The sequence below is a fragment of the Candidatus Gorgyraea atricola genome, from assembly GCA_030765235.1.
GTDB lineage: Bacteria > Omnitrophota > Gorgyraeia > Gorgyraeales > Gorgyraeaceae > Gorgyraea > Gorgyraea atricola.
This window is the reverse complement of sequence record JAVCCW010000020.1, coordinates 46,662-54,030: the sequence shown is the minus strand read 5'-3', so window position 1 is coordinate 54,030 and position 7,369 is coordinate 46,662. Positions and strand designations below refer to the sequence as shown.

Annotated in this window: 7 protein-coding genes and 1 riboswitch; of the genes, 1 reads left to right on the top strand and 6 read right to left on the bottom strand. The window is 44.3% G+C overall.

Going from position 1 to position 7,369, the window contains the following annotated elements; all coding sequences use genetic code 11:
• On the bottom strand, window positions 1–812 hold an 812-nt coding region (locus P9L93_04285; GenBank protein MDP8230304.1), incomplete at its 3' end, for a hypothetical protein.
• Window positions 813–1,045: 233 nt separating this feature from the next.
• Window positions 1,046–1,519 carry a hypothetical protein gene (locus P9L93_04280; protein ID MDP8230303.1) on the bottom strand — a complete coding sequence of 158 codons (474 nt, stop codon included), beginning with the start codon at window positions 1,517–1,519 and terminating at the stop codon, window positions 1,046–1,048.
• 142 nt (window positions 1,520–1,661) lie between these two features.
• Window positions 1,662–1,743, bottom strand: a riboswitch (cyclic di-GMP riboswitch).
• Window positions 1,744–1,919: 176 nt separating this feature from the next.
• On the opposite strand from P9L93_04280, the gene P9L93_04275 reads away from it, so the two are divergent.
• Complete coding sequence (locus P9L93_04275) at window positions 1,920–2,366, top strand: type II secretion system protein (protein MDP8230302.1); 447 nt, start codon at window positions 1,920–1,922, stop codon at window positions 2,364–2,366.
• Window positions 2,367–2,440: 74 nt separating this feature from the next.
• Here P9L93_04275 and folE read toward each other — a convergent pair whose 3' ends face one another.
• The 4 genes from folE to purH form a co-directional block, all read right to left on the bottom strand.
• Entirely contained in the window at window positions 2,441–2,998 is a 558-nt protein-coding gene (folE, locus tag P9L93_04270; GenBank protein MDP8230301.1) for a GTP cyclohydrolase I FolE, read from the bottom strand.
• A gap of 85 nt (window positions 2,999–3,083) precedes the next feature.
• Complete coding sequence (mnmE, locus tag P9L93_04265; protein ID MDP8230300.1) at window positions 3,084–4,442, bottom strand: tRNA uridine-5-carboxymethylaminomethyl(34) synthesis GTPase MnmE; 1,359 nt, start codon at window positions 4,440–4,442, stop codon at window positions 3,084–3,086.
• Window positions 4,443–4,478: 36 nt separating this feature from the next.
• Window positions 4,479–5,777 (bottom strand): folylpolyglutamate synthase/dihydrofolate synthase family protein, encoded by a 1,299-nt coding sequence (locus P9L93_04260; GenBank protein MDP8230299.1) that lies wholly within the window; start codon window positions 5,775–5,777, stop codon window positions 4,479–4,481.
• Window positions 5,720–7,297, bottom strand: a complete 1,578-nt coding sequence (gene purH, locus P9L93_04255; GenBank protein ID MDP8230298.1) for a bifunctional phosphoribosylaminoimidazolecarboxamide formyltransferase/IMP cyclohydrolase — start codon at window positions 7,295–7,297, stop codon at window positions 5,720–5,722. Before purH ends, P9L93_04260 begins: the two co-directional genes overlap by 58 nt.
• Window positions 7,298–7,369 lie beyond the last annotated feature (72 nt).

Below are 7,369 nucleotides of genomic sequence, written 5' to 3'. Positions count from 1 at the left end.
TGTTTTTCTTCTCCGACGCGTTGTTTTTCCGCGATGCGGTTCTCTTTGGCTCTTTTTGATTTCAGGAGCTTTTCTTCTCTTGCCTGGAGTTTTTGTTCGCGGACGCGTTGTTTTTCGGCAATGCGCTCTTCCTCGCGTATTTTTGCGTTCGCGATTTTTTCTTCTTTGGCCTTCTTTGCTTCTTCCGCGCGCTCCTGTTTTGCCTGGAGTTTTTGTTCCTTTACTCTTCTGGCCTCATCTATCTTTTTCTGGTGTTCTCGTTGTTTTTCTTCGCGGATCTTCTGCTTTTCAGCAAGGCGGTTATCTTTGAGCCTTTTTGCTTCCTGGAGCTTTTCTTCTCTTGCCTGGAGTTTTTGTTCTCTGATCTTTTGTTTTTCGGCGAGGCGTTCTTGTTTGAGCTCTGTGGCTTTATCTATCTTTTTCTGGCGTTCGCGTTGTTTTTCTTCGCGGATCTTCTGCTTTTCTTCTGCGCGTTCCTGCTTGGTCTGGAGTTTTTGTTCGCGGATCTTTTGTTTTTCAGCGAGGCGTTCTTGTTTGAGTCTTTGGGCCTCATCTCTTGCAAGTTTTTTCTTCTGCTGAGCTGATTCCCTGGCAAAGCGTCTCTTTTCAAGCGCTGCTTGTTTCTTCCCTGATATGGCTCTGGCTATTTTAAAATTATCGGGTGAGGCTATTTTCGCGTATACGCAAGGCGTGCAAATAATCGCGGTGGTGGTACAGATAAAAAAAATAGCAATAAAACAAATAAGCGCTTTTTGTCTTAAAGCTAAAAAGAATCTACGATCTTTTTTTTGTTTTTCTACATCTATGTGCATAAAACAAAATTTAATATAATATAATAAGATATTATACTTTAAGTTTCAATTCTTATGCTTTATCAAAACAATATGACACAATAATACACTACGTATTAATTACTGTCAAGAAATATTTCATCAAAGAGGTAGATTAAGGACTAAAAAAATATCCTATTTAAAGAAAAATGTAAAATAAAAGTGAATAGGCCAGGTTTAAACCTGGCCTACAGAAGGGAAAGTAAAGTTAGCTATTAGCGGGTGTTGATTACTGTGGCGGTGTTGGTATTGGTGCAGGAATCTACATTGAAATTAAAATTACTCTGGACCACTACAGCGCTATTTACCGCGTTTATGTTAGCAAGGGCAGTAAGGGAACTTTGCGCTGAATCTGATAAGGTAAGTGTGTTGTTGGAGCTGGCGATCTGGTTTATTACTTCAGCTGTATTTATATTTACGATCTCGCCTGAGCCTATTTCATTGACATTGAAATTGCTCTGGACCAAGGTGGCGGAATTGATCGCATTAATATTAGCAAGTGTGCCTGCCTCAGCCAGGAGCATCATATCTCCCAGCATTTGCTCGAACATATCAAAGTCCATGAACGCTCCTGCAGATACTTGCTCCAGCTCAGCATCACTAAGCTGCTGGGGCTGTGCTGCCAATGGGTGGCCTATTAATAATATAATACCTATAATTACTATTCCTTTAAGTATGGCGCTCTTCATGACCTTTCTCCCTTCTCTCTTGTAGCCCAGGTTTAAACCTGGGCTACACTATGAACGGCTTTTTAAATACCTTAATGTTATGGGCAAAAAAATTCCCCATCTGAAAATATGGGGTTCAGCAAAATGTTTCTCCGATTTTCTCATCGGCAACCCAGCTGTCCCTTTATTGCTCAGGACCTGTGGCTTTGCGACCCATCCTCTCAGACGGTGTGCCCTTTTCGATTACATGGCAAGTATATCATAAAAATAGCCAAATACAAGACCTTCACAAAAATTTCACAACCCTAAGTAGTATTCGTAGGCCAGGTTTAAACCTGGCCTACGAATATGCGGGCACTACCTTGAATAAGCTTAAAAGTGTGGTAAACTTATATTAGAGGTAAGAAAGGAGGTGATAAAAATGATGAGATTAAAAACCAGGCACGGTTTCACGCTCGTAGAAATCATGATAGTCGTCGCAATCATATCTTTATTGGCAGCAATTGCCATACCGAATTTGCTACGAGCAAGGCACAACGCTAACGAAGCAGCATCTATTGCAGCATGCCGAACTATCAGCACTGCATCTGAGAGCTTCCGTTCAGCGCAAACGCCAACCACGTATCCTGCAAACCTGGCAGCACTCAGTGGAGCAACTCCGCCATACATCGATGGAGGACTTGGAGGAGCAACTGCGGCCGCGAATGCAAAGCAAGGGTATTTTTATACCTACGCTCTTGTAAACGCGAACCAGTTTACATGCACTGCTTCACCAGCTGTTAGCGGAACAACAGGTACGCGAGTATTTTTCGTGGATGAGAGCGGCGTTATAAGGTTAACTAATGCTGCTGGCGTACCGATCGAGTAATCAATGGTACGTGCGTAAAGTAATAAAAAAGTAGGCCAGGTTTAAACCTGGCCTACTTTTTTTATAAGGCATGTTTAGCTTTTTATTAAAGCGAGGGTTTCTGAGCGGGTCTTTGAATTTTCCTTAAAAACTCCTCTTACCGCGCTGGTGACTGTTAAGGCGCCTGCTTTTTTAACACCACGCATGCTCATGCAGAGGTGTTCTGCCTCGATCACCACCATCACGCCTTGAGGCCTGAGCTTCTTCATTAAAATATCCGCTATCTCAGTGGTAAGTCTTTCCTGGACCTGGAGTCTTTTGGAAAGAATATCTACTACCCTTGCTAATTTACTCAATCCAGTCACTCTACCACCCTTTGGAATATAAGCTACATGCGCCTTACCTACAAAAGGCAAGGTATGGTGCTCGCACACACTATATAAAGGTATACCCTTAAGAAGCACCATCTCGTCATGCTTCTCGCCTAAAAGCACTTCCAGGTGCTTCGAGGGATCCTGTGAGATGCCGCTAAATATCTCCTCGTACATATCAGCGACCCTCTCAGGTGTCTTCTTAAGATCCGCCCTATTAGGATCATCCCCCACTGCCTCCAAAATCATCTTTACAGCCTTCTTTATCTTGCTTTTATCCATCTATCCCTCCTTTTTAGTCTAACTTTACACTCTCCTCTCTGTAGGCCAGGTTTAAACCTGGCCTACAGAGAGGAGAACCCTGCGATTACTTCCCAATGCAAAATTCCGCGAATATTCTGTCCAGCGCTTGTTCGGTTATAGTATGGCCTGTTATTTCTCCCAGGCTCTCAATAGCTGAGCGAACATATACAGCAATGCAATCTACTGGCGCCTTATCCAGCGCTGCTTTTACATCTTCGAACGAGCGCTGCAATACCCCCAGCTGCCTGTCATTGGAGATGCTTGCAAGATCTGCTGTCGGGGCCTTGCCTTTAAATATAATATCATTGACCGTGTCTTCCAGTCTATCAATACCTGTTTGCCTGATCGCTGAGGTGTATACAATGCGCCTTTTTGGTAAACCCCCTATGTCTATGCGTTTCTTCAAATCCTTTTTATTGATTACTATGATCACGTTTTCTTTATCTTTAATGATGCGTATGATCTCTTTATCGCGCCTTGAGAGTTTGCGCCCATGATCCAGGACCAATAAAATCAGATCCGCAGTTTCTATGGAAGAGTGACTTCTCTTAACGCCTTCTTTTTCTATGGGGTGACTAGTAGCGCTTATACCTGCTGTATCTATCAGGACTACTGGTACTCCTTTAATATTCACGATCTCCTCTATGGTGTCGCGCGTAGTGCCTGGCAGATGAGTGACGATCGCTCTACAGTCTCTGAGCAACGCGTTCATGAGGCTGGACTTGCCTACATTAGGGCTTCCGCATATTACTGTCTTTATGCCCTGGCGTAGGATCTTGCCCTGGTCAGCTGTAGAGATAAACTTTCGCATGTCTTTACTGACGCGTCTCAAATTATGCTGAATCTCTTTTCGCCTGATGCGATCCACATCTTCCTCTTCTGGAAAATCTATAGATGCCTCGATGTGTGCCAATACGCCGATCAGTTCGTCTCTTACCGCATTGATCTTTTTCGAAAACGCGCCTTCGAGATTATTCAGGGCTGCCCGTAGACTCAAGTCTGTCTTTGCCCTGATAATATCCAGCACTGACTCTGCCTGGAGTATGTCAATGCGGCCATTAAGAAAAGCCCTTTTTGTAAACTCGCCTGGCTCTGCTAATCTGGCGCCGTTTTTCAATACTAGATCCAATATCTTTTTAAGCGGCACTATGCCACTGTGACAATTTATCTCAACCACGTGTTCCTTAGTGTAACTTCGCGGCGCCCGCATTACGGTCAAAATAACTTCATCTATATTTGCAATATGCCCGTAATGCACTGTGTAGGTTTTAAATCGCGATGGTTTTTTACCATTTTTAGATACAAAGATCCTGTCTGCGACTTTAAGCGCGTTTTTGCCACTCAAGCGCACGATGCCTATGCCACCTTCACCCACAGGCGTTGAAATCGCTACGATTGTATCGTCTAAATTAAGCTTATTCATATCCATAACTTTAACTCCCCCCTCTGTAGGCCAGGTTTAAACCTGGCCTACAGAGGGGGTTAGAATCAGTGCTTCGCCGACCAGGTAGAGAGAACCAGTGACTAATACTAAATCTTCTTTTTGCGCTATGACCAATGCCGCATCAAGCGCCTCTCTGGTATTAGATGTTACTCTAGTCTTGGCTTTTTGAAAATTCTCTTTTAACTTAACTGGATCTACTGCGCGGTCATTGTGGGGCCTTGTGAGAATAACTGTGTCACTGGCATTGTCCAATTCTCTCGCAACGCCCTTTATGTCCTTGTCACTCATTATGCCGAATACACATATGAGCCTCTTGTAATCAAAAAGCTCTTTTATAGACGATAAAACTGCCTTTATGCTGGCTGTGTTTTGCGCGCCGTCCAGGATAACGTAAGGCTCTTTCTGCAGAACCTGCAGTCTTCCGGGCCAATCAACTTTCTTTAAGGCAGTCTTTATTGTTTCTTCGCCTATCTTGGGATCTATAAATTTTACCATTGCTATTGCAAGGCTCGCATTCTCAAGCTGATGCTTACCTAAAAGGCTTAAACCCTGTACAGACGCGGTGTCTAGACACCGCGTCTGTACAGGGTAAAGCTTCGCGTCTTTTTCTCTGCAGACTTCTTTTATTACATCAAGAACTTCTTTGCGCTGTGAAACAGTAAACACAGGGCGCTCTTTCTTAATGATCCCTGCTTTTTCTTTAGCAATTGCTGCTAAATTATCGCCCAATTTATCAGTATGCTCTAAGCTGATACTCGTTATGCCGCACGCGAGCGGCTCTGTAACATTTGTCGCATCAAGCCTGCCGCCAAGGCCTGTTTCTAAAATAGCGAAATCAACTTTCTTTTCCTTGAAATACAAAAACGCTGCTGCTGTAAGGATTTCAAAGAACGAGAGATCCTGATCCCTGAACTTCTCAGCGCTAGGGTCTATCTTCTCGATCAATCTAATAAAATCTTTTTTTTCTATATCGCCTTCAACTCTAATGCGCTCCCTCACATCCAAAAGATGCGGGGAAGTATACAGGCCCACACGATACCCAGCCTCTCGCAAAATCGAAGCTATAATCGCGCAGGTGGAGCCTTTGCCTTTAGAGCCAGCTACATGTATTATCTTTAATCCTTGATGAGGATCACCTAATTCCCCCAGGAGGGCACGCATCCTATCCAGGTTAAAACTCGAGGCGTAACTATATTGCGGTATCTTTTCGAAGTTTATAAACGAATCAACGTAATCAATCGCTGCAACGTAATCCATCAATGCTTGAAATGTCTCGCTCCTGTTAAGACCATGCTTATGCCAGCTTCGTCGCATGCCTTTATGACATCTGCGTCTTTTATAGAGCCGCCTGGCTGTATGATGCTGGTTATGCCTGCTTTCTTGGCCTCTTGTATGGCATCCTCTTTAGGAAAGAATGCGTCACTCGCGCATGTAGCGCCTTTAGAGCGGCCAGCTGATTTTCGTATGGAGATTATCATTGAGTCCACCCTGGACATCTGGCCCGCACCTATGCCCACTGCCTTTGTACCGCTGGAGAGGACTATGGCGTTTGAACGCACGTGCTTTACTATCTTCCAGCCGAAAAGTAGAGATTTTAGCTCTTCATCTGTAGGCTGCTTTTTAGTAGCGACTTTTAGATCCGTAGCCTCTATCACCCTGACATCTCTATCCTGGATCAACACCCCGCCCACGACCTTTTTTAGATCGTAATCCTTTTCAACACCTTTTAGCTCGCCTACCTTTATGATCCTGAGATTCTTTTTCTGTTTAAAGACATCCATGGCGTCCTTGTCATAGTTAGGCGCGATAACGCACTCGGTAAAACCTGCTGAGCAAATCGCTTCCGCAGTAGCTTTATCAGCTTTTCTATTAAGTCCGACTATGCTGCCAAATGCTGACACCCTGTCGCAGTCCAATGCATTGACATATGCCTCTTTAAGTGTCTTGGCTAAAGCTGCGCCGCATGGATTCGTGTGCTTAATTACACTTGCTGCTGGTTCCTTGAACTCCTTTACTATCTCAAGCGCTGCGTCAAGATCTATGATGTTGTTAAACGAAAGTTCTTTGCCATGCAGCTGCTCGGCATTGCTTATACCGACCATACTGACATTTTTATCTTTATAAAACGCTGCCTTCTGATGCGGATTCTCCCCATACCTCAACGACTGCACTTTTTCAAAATCTAAATTCAATGCGTCAGGAAATTCATCCTTGACACCTGACACTTGACACTTGACACCATCCAATTGTTTTCTTAAATAGCCGTAAATCGCAGTATCGTATTTCGACGTCTTCTCAAATACCTCGACGCCCAATTTGAAATGAAGCTTGTCAGAAATCGCACCGTCATTCTTTTTTAGCTCCTTAAGTATCTCCTTGTAGCTATCAGGATTACACACAACCACTACATCTTTAAAATTCTTCGCGGCTGAGCGAAGCATGCTCGGCCCGCCTATGTCTATATTTTCAATGGCCTCTTCCTGCTTCACGCCCTCTTTGGCCACAGTTTTTTCAAATGGATAGAGATTCACTACCACCATATCGATCAGCTCAATCCCGTGCTTCTGGACCTGTTCCATGTGGCTTTTGTTTTCACGAAGCGACAGGAGTCCGCCGTGGATCTTTGGGTGCAGGGTCTTTACCCTACCGTCCAGCATCTCTGGAAAACCCGTATAATCTGAAACAGGCCTCACCTTTATGCCCAGACCGCCAATGAGCTTTGCAGTGCCGCCTGTTGAGAGTATCTCTACGCCTAATTCGTTCAACCCCTTTGCGAATTCCTCTAATCCTGCCTTATCCGACACGCTGATCAATGCTCGCCTTACCTTGCGCATTACGTTCTCCTTCCCAAGCTGTCAGCTGTCAGCTATCAGCTGTCAGCCGCTGATGGCTGAAAGCTGAAGGCT

Bases quoted from the DNA above. Each gene is read 5' to 3' on its own strand.
- folE (MDP8230301.1), bottom strand. From the start codon at position 2,998: ATGGATAAAAGCAAGATAAAGAAGGCTGTAAAGATGATTTTGGAGGCA.
- purH (MDP8230298.1), bottom strand. From the start codon at position 7,297: ATGCGCAAGGTAAGGCGAGCATTGATCAGCGTGTCGGATAAGGCAGGA.
- P9L93_04275 (MDP8230302.1), top strand. From the start codon at position 1,920: ATGATGAGATTAAAAACCAGGCACGGTTTCACGCTCGTAGAAATCATG.
- P9L93_04260 (MDP8230299.1), bottom strand. From the start codon at position 5,777: ATGCGACGAAGCTGGCATAAGCATGGTCTTAACAGGAGCGAGACATTT.
- mnmE (MDP8230300.1), bottom strand. From the start codon at position 4,442: ATGAATAAGCTTAATTTAGACGATACAATCGTAGCGATTTCAACGCCT.
- P9L93_04280 (MDP8230303.1), bottom strand. From the start codon at position 1,519: ATGAAGAGCGCCATACTTAAAGGAATAGTAATTATAGGTATTATATTA.